Source organism: Pseudomonas sp. B1-22, from assembly GCF_050474425.1.
In the GTDB taxonomy this organism is placed as follows: domain Bacteria; phylum Pseudomonadota; class Gammaproteobacteria; order Pseudomonadales; family Pseudomonadaceae; genus Pseudomonas.
Map to the genome: position 1 here is coordinate 316,860 of NZ_JBCHVH010000007.1, position 14,120 is coordinate 330,979.

A 14,120-nucleotide genomic window follows, 5' to 3' on the forward strand; every position below is an offset into this window, starting at 1 on the left:
GAGGCGACAGGCGGCCACCGTTTGGCGCCATCCCTGATCAACCACACACCGCCAGCGGAAGGCGCAGGATTCGTACAACCGCGCATTGAACGGCGCGCGGGGGCTCTGTTACGCTGCGCCGATCCAGGCCGCCACGAAGGACCGTCATGCGCCGGCTCCCCATTTTCCTCGCGTTCCTTCTCCTGCTCACGGGCTGCAGCGGCCCCGGTTATTTCGAACCCATTCCCCCCAGCAGTCCGCACCAGGCAACCCTCTACCTGTATCGCCCCAAGGCCGACAATCCTGGCCGGCAACCCCTGCGCTTCTCCTATCCGGACATCCTGATCGACGAGCAGAGCGTCGGTACGCTGGAGTTCAACTCCTATCGCCGTGTCGAGCTTGCGCCCGGCAATCACAGCCTCCGCGTGACCGGGCTGACGCGCAAGGCGAGCTGGGAACCGCGCGACATCAAGCAGACCTTTTCCATCGCGCCGGGCGAGATCAAGTACCTCAAGCTCGACGTGCGCTTCAACCTGAATGAAATGATGCTCGGCCAGCCCGGCCCCAGCTATCTGATCCGCGTGACGCCCATGCGCCCGGACAACGCCATCTACGAAATCCGCGAAACCGAACCTCAAACACCATGAAGCAAGGACCCGCCGTGAGTGCATCCCGTTTTGTTTTCCTGCCATTGGCCGCCGCCCTGCTGGTCGGCTGCCAGAGCCAGGCCGACCAGCCGCTGAACACCCAGTACGACCGTTCCGAGTCGGTCGACAAGGGCGTGCCGGGCGGCGCGATCACCGAGACTGAAGAGCTGCAGGCCACCGTCTCGGCCATTGACCCGGCCAAGCGCACCTTCACCCTCAAGGACGACCAGGGCAACAGCCGCACCATCCAGGCACCGCCGGAAATGCGCAACTTCAACCAGCTCAAGGTCGGCGACCGGGTCAAGGCGGTTGTCGTCATGGAGCGCGTCGTCTACCTGCGCAAACCCGGCGAACCCGCCGTGGACGGTGCCGCCGGCATGGTCGCCACCGCTCGCCTGGGCGAGAAGCCGGCCATGGTCTCGGCCGACACCATCGAGATCACCGCCCTGGTCAAGTCCCTCGATACCACCCAGCGCACCGCCACCCTGCAGCTCGCCGACGGCGGCCTGCACACCGTCAAGGTTCGCCCGGACGTGGAAATGAAGCGCGAATACATCGGCCGCCAGGTCGTGCTGCGCATCACCTCCGCCGTCGCTGTCAGCGTCGAGCCGCAGTGATCGACGGCACCGGCGCCCTCCTCGGCGCCGGTGTTCCCCTCCTGCATGCATCTCCCTGGCCCCGCAATTTCCGGGCCCCTCCGCACAAGGCCCCGCTCCTGAAACTCGCCTATCGTGATTGAGGGCAATCGATCGTTATCGGCGACAGTGGCGCCGAGACGAAGATCGCTCCCGCCCCTTCCTGCGAGCACCCGTCGCAGTTGCAAGGGTCTTCGGCGGCGCACCCGGCTTCCCGACATGGTGGGGGACGCAATGAGTGCCGGATCGACCTCGACCCCACCGTGGAATTCGAAGGCATCAGCAGCGCCTTCGAATTGATTCGCAACGACCCGTTCATCCGCGCCGTCAGTCATCCCGACGGCCAGGACAACGCGGCAGCAACTCGCGCCGCGCCCGCCCTGCCGTAGCGAACGCCAGGAGGATCACATCCATGAGCGCGATTCATATTCACCCTTCCGTGGACAGCGGCATCCGCCCGGAGAAACCCGGCTTCAGCGGCGGCACGCTGCAGTGCCGGTGCGCGACCGACAAGGTGGAAGTCACGGTCGGCGCCCAGACGCTGCACAACCACGCCTGCGGCTGCACCAAATGCTGGAAGCCCGCAGGGGCGACCTTTGCGGTGATCGCCGTGGTGCCGCGGGACAAGGTCAGCGTGACGGCCCACCCCGAAAAACTGCAGATCGTCGACGAAAGTGCCGTGATCCAGCGGCATGCCTGCCGTGAATGCGGCGTGCACCTGTTCGGCCGCATCGAGAACAAGGGCCATGCGTTCTACGGCCTCGACTTCGTGCATACCGAGCTTTCCCCGCAGGAAGGCTGGTCGGCGCCGGGCTTCGCCGCCTTCGTCTCCTCGGTGATCGAGAGCGGCACCCCGCCCTCGCAGATGGACGCCATCCGCCAGCGCCTGCGTGAGCTTCACCTGGAGCCCTACGACTGCCTGTCACCAACGCTGATGGATGCCTTGGCCAGCCACGCCGCCAAGCAGAAGGGCACCTACCGCGACGCCTGACCGGCCTCGCCAGCCGCCGAAGCCTGGAGCGCGGGGAGCACCGCACCGGCTCCGGCGGCGGGCAGGACGCTTCCAAATGCCCTCCTGACGGGCGGTCAGCACGCCGCTTGCGCCTGCCTGCACGGCCCGCTGTCGGTTTCAGGATGCGACGTGTCGTTCAGGTGCAATCCGCCGGCAGCCGGGATGGCAAGCTTCCATACTGTTAAGGACCAGGTGCGCCCAGATGCCTGGCCGGATAACAAGAATGGCGCTCCGAAGAGCCACGCTCCCGTGACGTGGCCGGCACGCCGCAGCCGAAGAGTTCCGAACCGCTGCCGGGGGACGGCAGGCGCGTTCGCGATGTCGAGGTTCGCTGAATGTCTGATGACTCGCTCCACCTGCCCCTGATTCACGACGTGCTGGAACGCCAGAAGGCGACTCCCGGCGCCTTGTTGCCGATCCTCCACACCATTCAGGACGGCATCGGGTACATCCCCGATGTCGCCGTTCCCGAAATCGCCCACGCCCTCAACCTCAGCGTTGCCGAGGTACGCGGGGTAATCAGCTTCTACCACGACTTCCGCACCTCCGCGCCCGCCCGCCACACCCTGCGCCTGTGCCGAGCCGAGTCGTGCCAGAGCATGGGCGCCGAGGGCCTGGCCGCGCAGCTGCGCGAACAGCTTGCGCTGGATGACCACGGCACCAGTGCCGATGGCCAGATCGCCCTGCGCCCGGTGTACTGCCTGGGCGCCTGCGCCTGCTCGCCGGCCCTGGAGCTGGACGGCCGCGTACATGCGCGCCTCACCCCCGAACGCCTGCGCGAGCTGGTGAACGGCTGCCTGGAGGACGGCGCATGCTGAAGCTCTTCGTTTCCTGCGATTCGGTCGCCCGCTCGGTGGGTGCCGACGAGGTCGCCGCCGCGCTGGCCGCCGAGGCCGAACGCCGCCAGGTGCCGCTTGAAGTGCAGCGCACCAGCTCCCGTGGCCTGTATTGGCTGGAACCGCTGGTCGAGCTGGAAAGCGCCGACGGCCGCCTGGGCTTCGGCCCGCTGACGGCGGACCAGGTCCCTGCCCTGCTCGATGCCCTGACCAGTGACCCCATCCGCCATCCGCTGGCCCTCGGGCCGGTGGAAGAGATTCCCTACCTGAAGACCCAGCAGCGCCTGCTGTTCGCACGCGCCGGCATCACCCGGCCGCTGTCGCTGGACGACTACCGCGCCCACGGCGGTTTCGAGGGCCTGAGCCGCGCCATCGGCATGGACGGCGCCGAGGTGGTTGCTGCAGTGCTCGACTCCGGCCTGCGCGGCCGTGGGGGCGCGGCCTTCCCCGCCGGCATCAAGTGGCGCACCGTGCGTGACGCCAAGGCGGCGCAGAAATACGTGGTGTGCAACGCCGACGAAGGCGACTCCGGCACCTTCGCCGACCGCATGCTGATGGAAGGCGACCCCTTCCTGCTGATCGAAGGCATGGCCATCGCCGGCCTCGCCGTCGGCGCGACCATGGGCTACATCTATGTGCGCTCCGAGTACCCGGATTCCATCACCGCCCTCAACCAGGCCATCCAGATCGCCCGCGACGCCGGCTTCCTGGGTGAAGACCTGTGCGGCAGCGGCCGCACCTTCGAGCTGGAAGTGCGGATGGGCGCCGGCGCCTACATCTGCGGCGAGGAGACCGCCCTGCTGGACTCCCTGGAAGGCAAGCGCGGCGTGGTCCGCGCCAAGCCGCCGCTGCCGGCGCTGCAAGGCCTGTTCGGCCAGCCGACGCTGGTGCACAACGTGCTCACCCTGGCCTCCGTGCCGGTGATCCTGGCCAAGGGCGCGCAGTTCTACCGCGACTTCGGCATGGGCCGCTCGCTGGGCACCATGCCCTTCCAGCTGGCCGGCAACATCCGCCACGGCGGGTTGGTGGAGCGCGCCTTCGGCCTGACCCTGCGCGAGCTGGTGGAAGGCTACGGCGGCGGCACCGCCACCGGCCGGCCGCTGAAGGCCGCGCAGGTGGGCGGCCCGCTGGGCGCCTGGGTGCCGCCGTCGCAGTTCGACACCCCGCTGGACTACGAGGCCTTCGCCGCCATGAGCGCGATGCTCGGCCACGGCGGCGTGGTAGTGGCTGACGACAGCCTCGACATGGCCCGCATGGCGCGCTTCGCCTTGCAGTTCTGCGCCGAGGAATCCTGCGGCAAGTGCACGCCCTGCCGCATCGGCTCCACCCGTGGCGTGGAAGTGGTCGACCGCCTGCTGGCGGCGACCGACGCCCAGGCGCGGGACGAACAGGTGATCCTGCTCAAGGACCTCTGCGACACCCTGACCTACGGCTCGCTCTGCGCACTGGGCGGCATGACCGCCTTCCCGGTGACCAGCGCGCTCAAGCACTTCCCCGCCGACTTCGGTCTGGAAACCTCGGAGGCCGACCAATGATCACCATCTTCGACCCCGCCAACTCTGGCGAAATCGACCTCGGCACCCCCGCCCGCGAAAGCGACGTGCAGGTCAGCCTGAACATCGACGGCCGCGAGATCAGCGTGCCCGCTGGCACCTCGGTGATGCGCGCCGCGGCGCTGCTGGGCACCACCATTCCCAAGCTCTGCGCCACCGACAGCCTGGAAGCCTTCGGCTCCTGCCGCATGTGCCTGGTGGAAATCGACGGCATGCGCGGCTACCCGGCCTCCTGCACCACGCCGGTGACCGAAGGCATGGTGGTGCGCACCCAGACGCCGAAGCTGGCGAGCCTGCGCCGCAACGTCATGGAGCTGTACATCTCCGACCACCCGCTGGATTGCCTGACCTGCTCGGCCAACGGCAACTGCGAACTGCAGACGGTAGCCGGCCAGGTGGGCCTGCGCGAGGTACGCTACGGCTATGACGGCGCCAACCACCTGAGCGATGCGAAGGACGTCTCCAACCCCTACTTCGACTACGACCCGAGCAAGTGCATCGTCTGCAACCGCTGCGTGCGCGCCTGCGAGGAAACCCAGGGCACCTTCGCCCTGACCATCGAGGGGCGCGGCTTCGAGTCCCGCGTGGCGGCGGCCGGCGGCGACAACTTCCTCGACTCCGAGTGCGTCTCCTGCGGCGCCTGCGTGCAGGCCTGCCCCACCGCCACGCTGATGGAAAAGAGCGTGGTCGAGATCGGCCAGCCGGAGCGCAGCGTCATCACCACCTGCGCTTATTGCGGCGTGGGCTGCTCCTTCCGCGCCGAGATGAAGGGCAACCAGCTGGTGCGCATGGTCCCGGACAAGAACGGCCAGGCCAACCACGGCCACTCCTGCGTCAAGGGCCGCTTCGCCTGGGGTTATGCGACCCACCCGGACCGAATCACCAAGCCGATGATCCGCAAGCACATCAACGATCCGTGGCAGGAAGTCAGCTGGGACGAGGCGGTCACCTACGCCGCCAGCGAGTTCCGCCGCATCCAGCAGAAGTACGGGCGCGACTCCATCGGCGGCATCACCTCCAGCCGCTGCACCAACGAAGAGTCCTACCTGGTGCAGAAACTGGTGCGCGCGGCATTCGGCAACAACAACGTCGACACCTGCGCCCGCGTCTGCCACTCGCCGACTGGCTATGGCCTGAAGCAGACCCTCGGTGAATCCGCCGGCACCCAGAGCTTCGACTCGGTGATGCAGGCCGACGTCGTCCTGGTGATCGGCGCCAACCCCACCGACGCCCACCCGGTGTTCGGCTCCCAGCTCAAGCGCCGCCTGCGCGAAGGCGCGCAACTGATCGTCATCGACCCGCGCCGCATCGACCTGGTGGACTCGCCCCACGCCCGCGCCGAGCTGCACCTGCAACTGCGCCCCGGCACCAACGTGGCCATGCTCAACGCGCTGGCCCACGTCATCGTCACCGAAGGCCTGGTCAAGCAGGACTTCGTCGATGCGCGCTGCGAGGCCGCCGACTTCGCCCGCTGGCGCGATTTCGTCAGCCTGCCGGAACATGCCCCCGAGGTGCTCGGCCCGGTCTGCGGCGTACCCGCCGAGGAAATCCGCGCCGCCGCCCGCCTCTATGCCACCGGCGGCAACGCGGCCATCTACTACGGCCTGGGCGTCACCGAGCACAGCCAGGGCAGCACCGCGGTGATGGGCATCGCCAACCTCGCCATGGCCACCGGCAACGTCGGCCGCGAAGGCGTGGGCGTGAACCCGCTGCGCGGGCAGAATAACGTCCAGGGCTCCTGCGACATGGGCTCCTTCCCCCATGAGCTGCCGGGCTACCGCCACGTTTCCAACGAGGCCGTGCGCGCGCAGTTCGAACAGGCCTGGGGCGTGACCCTGCAGCCCGATCCGGGCCTGCGCATCCCCAACATGTTCGAAGCGGCACTGGGCGGCAGCTTTAAGGCGCTCTACTGCCAGGGCGAGGATATCGCCCAGAGCGACCCCAATACCCAGCACGTCACCGCCGCCCTGTCGGCCATGGAGTGCGTGGTGGTGCAGGACATCTTCCTCAACGAGACGGCCAAGTTCGCCCATGTGTTCCTGCCGGGCTGCTCCTTCCTTGAGAAAGACGGCACCTTCACCAACGCCGAACGCCGCATTTCCCGCGTGCGCAAGGTGATGGAGCCGCTGGGCGGCAAGGCCGACTGGGAAGGCACCGTGGCCCTGGCCAACGCCCTGGGCTACCCGATGAACTACACCCACCCGTCGCAGATCATGGACGAGATCGCCCGCCTGACGCCGACCTTCACCCGCGTCAGCTACGAAGAACTCGACCGCCACGGCAGCCTGCAATGGCCGTGCAACGACGCGGCGCCGGATGGCACCCCGACCATGCACATCGACGAGTTCGTGCGTGGCAAGGGGCGCTTCATGCTCACCGGCTACGTGCCCACCGACGAGAAGGTCAACGCCCGCTATCCGCTGCTGCTGACCACCGGGCGCATCCTCAGCCAGTACAACGTCGGCGCCCAGACCCGGCGCACCGACAACGTTGCCTGGCATGAGCAGGACCGCCTGGAGATCCACCCCAGCGACGCCGAAAGCCGTGGCATCCAGGATGGCGACTGGGTCGGCGTGGGCAGCCGCGCCGGGCAGACGGTATTGCGCGCCAAGGTCAGCGAGCGGGTGGCGCCGGGGGTGGTCTACACGACCTTCCACTTCCCGGAATCGGGCGCCAACGTAATCACCACCGACAACTCCGACTGGGCCACCAACTGCCCGGAATACAAGGTCACGGCGGTGGAAGTCACGCGCGTCTACGAGCCGTCCGAATGGCAGAAACGCTTCCAGTCGTTCAGTGACGAACAACGGCGCCTGCTGAAGGAGCGTCGCCAGACCGAGAAAGCCGAGGCCCGCCGATGAACGTCGAGAACCTGATCAAGATGGCCAACCAGATCGGCCAGTATTTCGCCAGCGAGCCGGACCGCGAGCAAGCCGTGCGCGGTGTGCACCAGCACCTGAAGAGTTTCTGGACGCCCGCGATGCTCCGCGACCTGAAGGCCTGGCTGGAGCGACATCCGGACGGCGACCTGCACCTGCTGGTACAGGCCGCGCTGCTGGAAGAGACCGCGAAGGCCTAGCCCCACCTGCGCTGCGCCGGCCTGGAGCCCGAGTTCCAGGCCGGCGCGGCGCTTCTTCGTTCCGACTCGATGCGCCGGATTCACCCCAGCCGAACGATATCGACCGAAATTTCCACCGCCGCAACCGTGCCCCGGTTCTCCAGCCAGTGCGTGGTGTTCCGGTCCTCCGGCCACCCCACGCCCGGCCCGTAGTCCGTGGCGACGCCATTGCGATGGTCGGTGATGGTGCCCTGCAGGATGAAGACCGTGCCGGGCCTGTCGATATGGTTGTGCACCGGCCCGAACACCCCACCCGGCTCGATGGTCACCTTGCGCATCCGCAGCTGGCGCCCGGCCATGCCCTCGATCTCCGGACCCAGGTCGATCGAAGCCAGTAACTCCACCGTTACGCCACGGGTCTCGGGTGCCGCCTGTTGGTCGCTCATCGTGATCTCCTCGCCGTGCCGCCGGGCCTCAAGTCAACAGAGGTCGTGAAGCGACCTCTCCCCCTAGTGAAGCCCTGCTTTGGCGTTCACGGCGGCCACGACATCCCGGCGAAACGGGAAGGCGACGAAGGGTCGAACAGGCCGTCTGCAAAAGGCCGGGAGCGGCCCAAGCGGCGCCTTGGCACATCCGTGGGTCCATACCCCCGGTCCTCCTCAGGCACCCGCGCCGGCGCCCCGCTCGTTTTTCGTTACTCCGTCTTCCCGCACTTGCCTCATATCTGAAAATTCGCATATTCGATTTTCCATATGTGATCATATGGCATCGCTTCGATCATGCGCCCTGTCGCCCTCGACGACTCAGGTGGCGCAACAGAATGAATGCCCATGCGGAGGCCGCCATGGCTGACCCACTGAGCCCTACCACCGTATTCAAATGCCTGGCCGACGACACCCGTGTGCGCCTGATGCTCCTGATCACCCGCGAAGACGAATTGTGCGTGTGCGAACTGACCTGCGCCCTGGATGAGAGCCAGCCGAAGATCTCCCGCCACCTTGCCCAACTGCGCACCAGTGGCTTGCTGGCGGATCGACGCCAGGGGCAATGGGTGTACTACCGCTTGCACCCTGGACTTCCCGATTGGGTGCGCCACCTCCTGAGTACTGCGCTGGAGGCCAACCGGCAGTGGCTTGAGCCCGACAGCAAACGCCTGGACACCATGGGTGATCGCCCGGAGCGGGCCGCCGCCTGCTGCTGAGCAATCGCCAGGGCCTCTCCTCTTCCTTCAACGAACATCCGAGCGCACCAACATGAGCATCAAAATCGGCATCAACGGTTTCGGCCGTATCGGTCGTCTGGCACTGCGCGCCGCCTGGGACTGGCCGGAATTCGAGTTCGTCCGGATCAACGACCCGGCCGGCGATCCCGAAACCCACGCCCACCTGATCAACTTCGACTCGGTGCACGGCCGCTGGCATCACGAAGCCAGCGCCGACGGCGACTCGATGATCATCGGCGGCAGGCGCATCGAGGTCACCGCCAACAAAGCCATCGCCGACACCGACTGGTCCGGCTGCGATCTGGTCATCGAGGCCAGCGGCAGGATGAAGTCGGTTGCCGTGCTCCAGGCCTACCTCGATCAGGGCGTGAAGCGCGTCGTGGTGAGCGCTCCGGTGAAGGAGGACGGAGCCCTGAACGTCGTCATGGGCGTCAATCAGCACCTGTTCGATCCGGCCCGGCACCGCATCGTCACGGCGGCCTCCTGCACCACCAACTGCCTGGCTCCGGTGGTGAAGGTGATCCACGAGAACCTCGGCATCCGCCACGGCTCGATCACCACCATCCACGACCTGACCAATACCCAGAGCATCCTCGATCAACCACACAAGGACCTGCGCCGCGCCCGCGCCTCCGGCATGAGCCTGATCCCCACCACCACCGGTTCGGCCACCGCCATCGCGGAAATATTCCCCGAGCTGCGGGGGCGCCTCAACGGTCACGCGGTCCGCGTTCCGCTGGCCAACGCCTCGCTGACCGATTGCGTATTCGAGGTCGAACGCGAAACCAGCGCGGATGAGGTGAACCGCCTGCTCAAGAGCGCCGCCGAAAACGAACTGAAGGACATCCTCGGTTATGAGGAGCGCCCCCTGGTCTCCATCGATTACCGCACCGACCCGCGCTCGTCGATCATCGACGCGCTGTCGACCCTGGTCGTCAATGGCACCCAGGTGAAGATCTACGCCTGGTACGACAACGAATGGGGCTACGCCAACCGCACCGTGGAACTGGCGAAGCTGGTCGGCCTGGCCGGTTGAGAGAGCAGGACGGGATCATGAAGGCGCTGTCGTCCCTCGCCCCGGAATTCCGGCAGTACCTGCTGGTGACGGGAAACTACTGGGCATTCACCCTCACCGATGGCGCCTTGCGCATGCTGGTGGTGCTGCACTTCCACGCGCTGGGCTATTCGCCCCTGCAGATCGCCGCCCTGTTCGTGTTCTACGAGCTCTTCGGTGTAGTCACCAACCTGGTGGGCGGCTATCTCGGCGCGCGCATCGGCCTGAACCGCACCATGAACATCGGTCTCGCCACGCAGGTGGTGGCCTTGCTCATGCTCACGGTTCCATCGGCCATGCTGAGCATTCCCTGGGTGATGGCCGCACAGGCCCTGTCGGGCATCGCCAAGGATCTCAACAAGATGAGCGCCAAGAGTTCGATCAAGCTCCTGGTGCCGCACACGCAGCAAGGCAAGCTCTACCGGTGGGTGGCGATCCTCACGGGCTCGAAGAACGCCCTCAAGGGCGTCGGCTTCTTCCTGGGCGGCGCACTCCTGGCCCTGCTCGGTTTCAGGGGGGCCGTGCTGGCAATGGCCCTGGTGCTGGGCTTCATCTGGATCGGCAGCATGCTGTCGCTGAAAAAGGACCTGGGCAAGGCCAAAGCCAAACCCAGGTTCCGCGACCTGCTTTCCAAGAGCCGGGCGATCAACGTCCTCTCCGCGGCCCGTCTGTTTCTGTTTGGTGCGCGTGACGTCTGGTTCGTGGTCGCCCTGCCCGTCTACCTGAGCGCATCCTTCGGCTGGGACGTCTGGCAGGTGGGCGGCTTCCTCGCCGCCTGGGTAATCGGCTACGGCATCGTCCAGTCCTTCGCCCCGGCCTTGACCGGCAAGAAGCGCGGGCATGTCCCGGACGGCCGCGCGGCGTTTATCTGGGCGACGCTGCTTGCCGTCTTGCCAGCGGCGATTGCCATTGGCCTGAATACCAGCCTTTCCACCGAGGCGGTGTTGCTGGGCGGCCTGATGCTGTTCGGCGCGCTCTTCGCGGTGAACTCCTCCCTGCACAGCTACCTGATCGTCTCGTATGCCAAGGAGGACGGCGTGTCGCTGGACGTGGGCTTCTACTACATGTCCAACGCCCTGGGACGCCTGATCGGCACGCTGCTTTCCGGGTGGGTATTCCAGGCGTATGGCCTGGCGGCGTGTCTCTGGATATCGACAGTCTTCGTTCTGTTGGCCGCTGTCATTTCCAGCGCATTGCCCGGGCATGCCGGGGCGACGACAACCGCTCAGCGATGAGGGCGGACGCATGCGGGCCTTTCAAGTAACAGGAAACCGCCACCTGCATCGTCGTCATCACTCTCATGGTGGTGCTCACCAACCTGCTCTTCAACCGCCTGCGGCACGCCATCCTGGGTAACGGGCGGCACTGACCCGCCCCGACTTTCGTCCCCCCTTCCGCCGCAGCCTCCTGCCGCGTGTGCCTTACGTACGCGCGCCGGGCAGGCTCACGCCTGGAGTTTGCGCGGGATGCCCGCACCCGCCGTTATCGGTCTGGCCGATGCCCACCTGCGATCAATCGATTGGAACGAAACCGACGAGCCCCCGAGCATGGCCCCCAGGTTCAAACAACAACAAGGAACTGCCCATGCCTGCCCGATTCCACAATCCCGTCGCCACCGTTTTCGGCGGCGGCAGCCTGGACCGCATCGCCGACCTGTGCGAAGGCACGGTCGCCCTGGTGACCTTCCCCGAAGCCACGCAACTGGGGCTGGTCGACCGCGTCCGCGGCCTGCTCGGCGAGCGCCTCGCCTACGTCATCGACGACGTGCAGCCCAACCCCGACGTGGCCTGGCTGCGCGATGTGCACGAGCGCTTCTGGCGTGAAGCGGCCGACTGCAGCACCGTCTTCGCCCTCGGAGGCGGCAGCGCCATCGACACCGCCAAGGCGCTGATCGTCGGCACCGCTTCCGGGCACTTCGACGAACTGCTCGACCTGCTGGCCGCCGGCAAGCCCTTCGTCCCGGCGCGCAGCAAGACGCTGATCGCCGCGCCGACCACCGCCGGCACCGGCAGCGAAGTGACGCCCTGGGCGACCATCTGGGATGCCCGACAGCAGAAGAAGTACTCCCTGCACCTGGACTGCACCTGGCCCAGGGTCGCGCTGATCGACCCGGACCTGATGCTCAGCGTGCCCGCCGGGGTGACCGTGTCCACCGGGCTGGACGCGCTGTCCCACGCGCTGGAGTCGATCTGGAACCACAACGCCAACCCGATCTCCGACACCTTCGCCGTCTCCGCCATCGAGGACATCCTCGACTGCCTGCCGCGCCTGCAGCATGACCTCGGCAACCGCGAGCTGCGTTCGCGCATGGCCCTGGCCGCGCTGAAGGCCGGCATGGCCTTCTCCAACACCAAGACCGCGCTGGCCCACTCCATCTCCTACGAGATGACCCTGCGCCACGGCGTGCCCCACGGCATCGCCTGCTCCTTCACCTTGCCGCTGGTGCTGGGCCTGGCCTGGGGCCGCGACGCCGACCGCGACCGCACCCTGCAGCGGGTATTCGGCAGCGAACTGGTTACAGCGCAGCAGCGCCTGCGTGAGTTCCTCCATCGCCTCGGGGTCAAGACCGAGTTCGGCGACTACGGCGTGACTGCCGCCGAAGCCGAAGCGATGATCGACTTCGCCATGCAGGGTGCCCGCGGACGCAACTTCATCGGCTCGCAAGCCGCCTGACGCCGTCCCTCACCGGGCGGCCCAGGCGGCCGCCTTTTCCTGTTGCTCCGAGGACCTATCGCACCAAACAAGAGTGCCGACACGCCGAGCTTTCAGTCGGCGCGAGCGAACAAGAAGGAAAACAGCCATGAACCGTGCACAAACCCTGTCTGGCCCCATCTCCGCCGTCACCCCCTTCCGCGTTGCCCAGTGGCGCATGCTGCTGGCCGCGATGTTCTGCTACCTGTTCTTCTACACCGGCCGCCAGACCTTCGGCTTCGCCATCCCCGGCATCCAGGCCGAATTCGGCCTGAGCAAGGAGACCCTCGGCTGGGCTTCCAGCGCCATGCTGTGGATGTACGCCATCGGCCAGGCCATCAACGGCAACCTCGCCGACAAGTTCGGCGGCCGGCGCATCATGAGCCTGGGCGCGGCGCTGTCCTGCGCGGCCAACTGGGTCACCAGCTTCGCCGGCGGCTTCGGCAGCCTGATCCTGCCCTGGGGCATCAACGGCTACTTCCAGGCCCTGGGCTGGGCGCCGGGCAGCCGCCTGCTGTCGAACTGGTGGGGCGCCGCCGAGCGCGGCAAGGTCTATGGCTTCTACGTGTTCGCCGCCGGCTGCGCGTCGGTGCTGTCCTACGTCACCTCGGTGGTGGTGATCGACGTGCTGCACCTGGAGTGGCGCTGGATCTTCCGCCTGCCGGTGCTGCTGATGCTCGCCGGCGGCATCGTGTTCTACCTGGTGGCCCGCGAACGCCCGCAGGACATGGGCTTCGAACCGCTGGCCGATACCGGCGTGGCCAACGCCGAGGACCGCGCCAGCGAAGCTGCCCACGGCCAGGAAGAGACCTCTACGCAGCGCTACCTCGCCGTGCTGAAGAACCCGCGCCTGCTGGTGGCGGCGCTGTCGCTGGGCTTCCAGAACGCCGCGCGCTACGGGCTGATCGTCTGGGTGCCGGTGCACTTCCTTGGCGCCGACTGGCAGAAGGGTCAGAGCTTCATCGACCCGAAGTGGATCACCATCGCCCTGCCGGTCGGCATGGCCGTGGGTGCGCTGAGCAACGGCTGGGTATCCGACCGCCTGTTCGGCAGCAAGCGCTACCGCGCGATCATGCTCTACATGGTGCTGGGCGCCCTCACCAGCCTGTGGATGTGGAGCCTGCCGGCACACAGCGGCGTCGGCCTGCTCGCGCTGTTCCTCTGCGGCTTCTTCGTCTACGGCCCGGCGTCGAGCTTCTGGGCGCTCTGCCCGGACCTGGTCGGTGCACGCCGCGCCGGCACCGCCACCGGCATCATGAACTTCTCCTCCTACCTCTTCGCGGGCCTGGCCGAACCCCTGATCGGTCGCATGTTGGACACGACCGGCAATACTTCACTGATCTTCATCGTGGTCACCACGGCGTGCGTATGCAGCGCGGTGGTCGCCCTGTTCGTCCGGCGCTGAGGGCACGGCCATGCGGCAAGCCCTCCTG

General features: G+C 67.0%; 14 protein-coding genes. 13 read left to right on the forward strand and 1 reads right to left on the reverse strand.

All coding sequences use genetic code 11. The features are described 5' to 3' along the window. Nucleotides 1-146 precede the first annotated feature (146 nt). From ACQ5BL_RS26295 to ACQ5BL_RS26330, 8 genes are all read left to right on the forward strand, one after another. On the forward strand, nt 147-626 hold the full coding sequence (locus ACQ5BL_RS26295; protein ID WP_207886169.1) for a DUF2846 domain-containing protein: 480 nt from the start codon (nt 147-149) through the stop codon (nt 624-626). Between the two features lie 14 nt (nt 627-640). Beyond that, the gene (locus ACQ5BL_RS26300) at nt 641-1,243 is read left to right on the forward strand and encodes a hypothetical protein (protein WP_207886168.1); all 603 of its coding nucleotides are present in this window, start codon (nt 641-643) and stop codon (nt 1,241-1,243) included. 281 nt (nt 1,244-1,524) lie between these two features. Further along, complete coding sequence (locus ACQ5BL_RS26305) at nt 1,525-1,650, forward strand: hypothetical protein (RefSeq protein WP_279577316.1); 126 nt, start codon at nt 1,525-1,527, stop codon at nt 1,648-1,650. Nucleotides 1,651-1,673: 23 nt separating this feature from the next. After that, nucleotides 1,674-2,252, forward strand: a complete 579-nt coding sequence (gene gfa, locus ACQ5BL_RS26310) for an S-(hydroxymethyl)glutathione synthase (RefSeq protein ID WP_243807599.1) — start codon at nt 1,674-1,676, stop codon at nt 2,250-2,252. Between the two features lie 356 nt (nt 2,253-2,608). Continuing rightward, a complete protein-coding gene (locus tag ACQ5BL_RS26315) occupies nt 2,609-3,091 on the forward strand; it encodes a formate dehydrogenase subunit gamma (protein WP_152223241.1) in 483 nt (160 codons plus the stop codon). After that, complete coding sequence (locus ACQ5BL_RS26320) at nt 3,085-4,644, forward strand: formate dehydrogenase beta subunit (protein WP_243807600.1); 1,560 nt, start codon at nt 3,085-3,087, stop codon at nt 4,642-4,644. Before ACQ5BL_RS26315 ends, ACQ5BL_RS26320 begins: the two co-directional genes overlap by 7 nt. Beyond that, nucleotides 4,641-7,523 carry a formate dehydrogenase subunit alpha gene (gene fdhF / locus ACQ5BL_RS26325; protein ID WP_430293340.1) on the forward strand — a complete coding sequence of 961 codons (2,883 nt, stop codon included), beginning with the start codon at nt 4,641-4,643 and terminating at the stop codon, nt 7,521-7,523. Before ACQ5BL_RS26320 ends, fdhF begins: the two co-directional genes overlap by 4 nt. Then, nucleotides 7,520-7,741 carry a formate dehydrogenase subunit delta gene (locus tag ACQ5BL_RS26330; RefSeq protein WP_243807602.1) on the forward strand — a complete coding sequence of 74 codons (222 nt, stop codon included), beginning with the start codon at nt 7,520-7,522 and terminating at the stop codon, nt 7,739-7,741. Before fdhF ends, ACQ5BL_RS26330 begins: the two co-directional genes overlap by 4 nt. Before the next feature lie 80 nt (nt 7,742-7,821). Here the strand turns inward: ACQ5BL_RS26330 and ACQ5BL_RS26335 are convergent, their stop codons facing one another. Beyond that, complete coding sequence (locus tag ACQ5BL_RS26335; protein WP_207886162.1) at nt 7,822-8,166, reverse strand: cupin domain-containing protein; 345 nt, start codon at nt 8,164-8,166, stop codon at nt 7,822-7,824. 398 nt (nt 8,167-8,564) lie between these two features. On the opposite strand from ACQ5BL_RS26335, the gene ACQ5BL_RS26340 reads away from it, so the two are divergent. The 5 genes from ACQ5BL_RS26340 to ACQ5BL_RS26360 all read left to right on the forward strand — a co-directional run bounded on the left by ACQ5BL_RS26340 (nt 8,565) and on the right by ACQ5BL_RS26360 (nt 14,092). Continuing rightward, nucleotides 8,565-8,921 carry a metalloregulator ArsR/SmtB family transcription factor gene (locus ACQ5BL_RS26340; RefSeq protein ID WP_243807603.1) on the forward strand — a complete coding sequence of 119 codons (357 nt, stop codon included), beginning with the start codon at nt 8,565-8,567 and terminating at the stop codon, nt 8,919-8,921. 52 nt (nt 8,922-8,973) lie between these two features. Then, a complete protein-coding gene (locus ACQ5BL_RS26345) occupies nt 8,974-9,978 on the forward strand; it encodes an ArsJ-associated glyceraldehyde-3-phosphate dehydrogenase (RefSeq protein WP_243807604.1) in 1,005 nt (334 codons plus the stop codon). Nucleotides 9,979-9,995: 17 nt separating this feature from the next. Then, on the forward strand, nt 9,996-11,231 hold the full coding sequence (arsJ, locus tag ACQ5BL_RS26350) for an organoarsenical effux MFS transporter ArsJ (protein ID WP_243807605.1): 1,236 nt from the start codon (nt 9,996-9,998) through the stop codon (nt 11,229-11,231). A gap of 349 nt (nt 11,232-11,580) precedes the next feature. Further along, complete coding sequence (gene psrA / locus ACQ5BL_RS26355) at nt 11,581-12,669, forward strand: iron-containing alcohol dehydrogenase PsrA (RefSeq protein ID WP_243807606.1); 1,089 nt, start codon at nt 11,581-11,583, stop codon at nt 12,667-12,669. A gap of 127 nt (nt 12,670-12,796) precedes the next feature. After that, nucleotides 12,797-14,092 (forward strand): MFS transporter, encoded by a 1,296-nt coding sequence (locus ACQ5BL_RS26360; RefSeq protein WP_243807608.1) that lies wholly within the window; start codon nt 12,797-12,799, stop codon nt 14,090-14,092. Nucleotides 14,093-14,120: the final 28 nt, after the last annotated feature.

What these genes read in the sequence shown, in the direction of transcription:
- ACQ5BL_RS26295 (WP_207886169.1), top strand. Translation starts at nt 147, where the DNA reads ATGCGCCGGCTCCCCATTTTCCTCGCGTTCCTTCTCCTGCTCACGGGC.
- gfa (WP_243807599.1), top strand. Translation starts at nt 1,674, where the DNA reads ATGAGCGCGATTCATATTCACCCTTCCGTGGACAGCGGCATCCGCCCG.
- ACQ5BL_RS26315 (WP_152223241.1), top strand. Translation starts at nt 2,609, where the DNA reads ATGTCTGATGACTCGCTCCACCTGCCCCTGATTCACGACGTGCTGGAA.
- ACQ5BL_RS26320 (WP_243807600.1), top strand. Translation starts at nt 3,085, where the DNA reads ATGCTGAAGCTCTTCGTTTCCTGCGATTCGGTCGCCCGCTCGGTGGGT.
- fdhF (WP_430293340.1), top strand. Translation starts at nt 4,641, where the DNA reads ATGATCACCATCTTCGACCCCGCCAACTCTGGCGAAATCGACCTCGGC.
- ACQ5BL_RS26330 (WP_243807602.1), top strand. Translation starts at nt 7,520, where the DNA reads ATGAACGTCGAGAACCTGATCAAGATGGCCAACCAGATCGGCCAGTAT.
- ACQ5BL_RS26335 (WP_207886162.1), bottom strand. Translation starts at nt 8,166, where the DNA reads ATGAGCGACCAACAGGCGGCACCCGAGACCCGTGGCGTAACGGTGGAG.
- ACQ5BL_RS26340 (WP_243807603.1), top strand. Translation starts at nt 8,565, where the DNA reads ATGGCTGACCCACTGAGCCCTACCACCGTATTCAAATGCCTGGCCGAC.
- ACQ5BL_RS26345 (WP_243807604.1), top strand. Translation starts at nt 8,974, where the DNA reads ATGAGCATCAAAATCGGCATCAACGGTTTCGGCCGTATCGGTCGTCTG.
- arsJ (WP_243807605.1), top strand. Translation starts at nt 9,996, where the DNA reads ATGAAGGCGCTGTCGTCCCTCGCCCCGGAATTCCGGCAGTACCTGCTG.
- psrA (WP_243807606.1), top strand. Translation starts at nt 11,581, where the DNA reads ATGCCTGCCCGATTCCACAATCCCGTCGCCACCGTTTTCGGCGGCGGC.
- ACQ5BL_RS26360 (WP_243807608.1), top strand. Translation starts at nt 12,797, where the DNA reads ATGAACCGTGCACAAACCCTGTCTGGCCCCATCTCCGCCGTCACCCCC.